1 protein-coding gene is annotated in these 1,151 nt (G+C 59.8%); it reads right to left on the bottom strand.

What is annotated here, in order from left to right:
• The coding region (locus tag EWH12_RS21880; protein ID WP_129927816.1) for an alpha/beta fold hydrolase at window positions 1-971 on the bottom strand (971 nt) is incomplete at its 3' end.
• Window positions 972-1,151 lie beyond the last annotated feature (180 nt).

Below are 1,151 nucleotides of genomic sequence, written 5' to 3'. Positions count from 1 at the left end.
GTCGCGTTAACGGCAGCCTTGGAGTTGGATAGGTCGTAGGACCATTGCGACAGCCACGAGCGCAGGGTTGAGAATCGCGCCAAACCAGCGGGTCCCACGTTCACCGTGCGTGGATTGCCAAGATAGGATGCCCCCGGCGCGCGTCCATTGGGGTCGATCGTCGGATCAATCCAGCGCACGTCGCACATCGTGCGGTGCGTGACGAAGGCGCGTTCGGTTTCGCCGTCGTTGCGACGACGGAGCGTGGCAAGCATTTCCTCGGCCCAGGCGGTAATTCTGCGATTGCGGGCCCGCTGCCTCTCGCGGAAGGCGGCGATGAAGTCAGCGGTGAATGGTGGTTTGTTCGGGCAGTCCGGACTATAGATATCGAATTCGAGATCGCGCGTGTCCGGGTCGAATTCGTCGATGACGGAGGGGTCAAGCCATTCGGTCAGCACTTCCGCCCGGCTGAGGTGGGCGGCGATGAGGACTATTCCGTCAACCCGCTGCAGCCGCGCTGCTGTCAGGTCATAAAGGTCGCCGGCGGGCGTGTGGGTGATTGTCGGATGTTCAGACTGGGCCGCATAAAACAGCGATAGCGAGCCGCCGCCCGACCATCCCACCAGGATCACCTTTTCATAACCCAGCGACTCGCGCGCGTGGCGCACCCACTGGCCCATGTCGTAGGCGACCTTTTCCATAATCAGCGCACTATCGTTTCTCGGGTAGCGACTCGACGCGCAAAGTACGTGCAACCCCGCATCGGCAAGCGCCTCAGGCATTGGGAGCAGCTGGACCGTGGCTGTGGGGTGCATGAACAAATAGACCGCCTTAGATGGCCGCGCTCTCTGCCGGAACAGCTGGCCTTCCAGCTCGGTCGTGCCCTCGGCGCCCGCAAAACTGTAGGTCTCCGTCATCCCCGGTTGATCGCGGAAGCGAACGATTTCGGGAAGGCGATCCCATAGCGCCTTTGTCGGCAATCCTCTCTCCATGGCCATATCCTTAGTTATCTAACTATAATTGCGTATTACCGTACTCCAGTCAAGCCCAAGTTGAACAGTGCCGGCGGAACACGCAGGGAACGCGAGCTGGTAAGTATTTGATTTTGCTAGGCGTGGGTTTGGGGGCAAAACCGGATGTGCTAACAACATTTTGCCTGTAACTGGCCGTTT

The organism is Sphingobium cupriresistens, assembly GCF_004152865.1.
GTDB lineage: Bacteria > Pseudomonadota > Alphaproteobacteria > Sphingomonadales > Sphingomonadaceae > Sphingobium > Sphingobium cupriresistens.
Note: the sequence above shows the minus strand (reverse complement) of the source record. Positions and strands in the feature narration are given on the sequence as shown.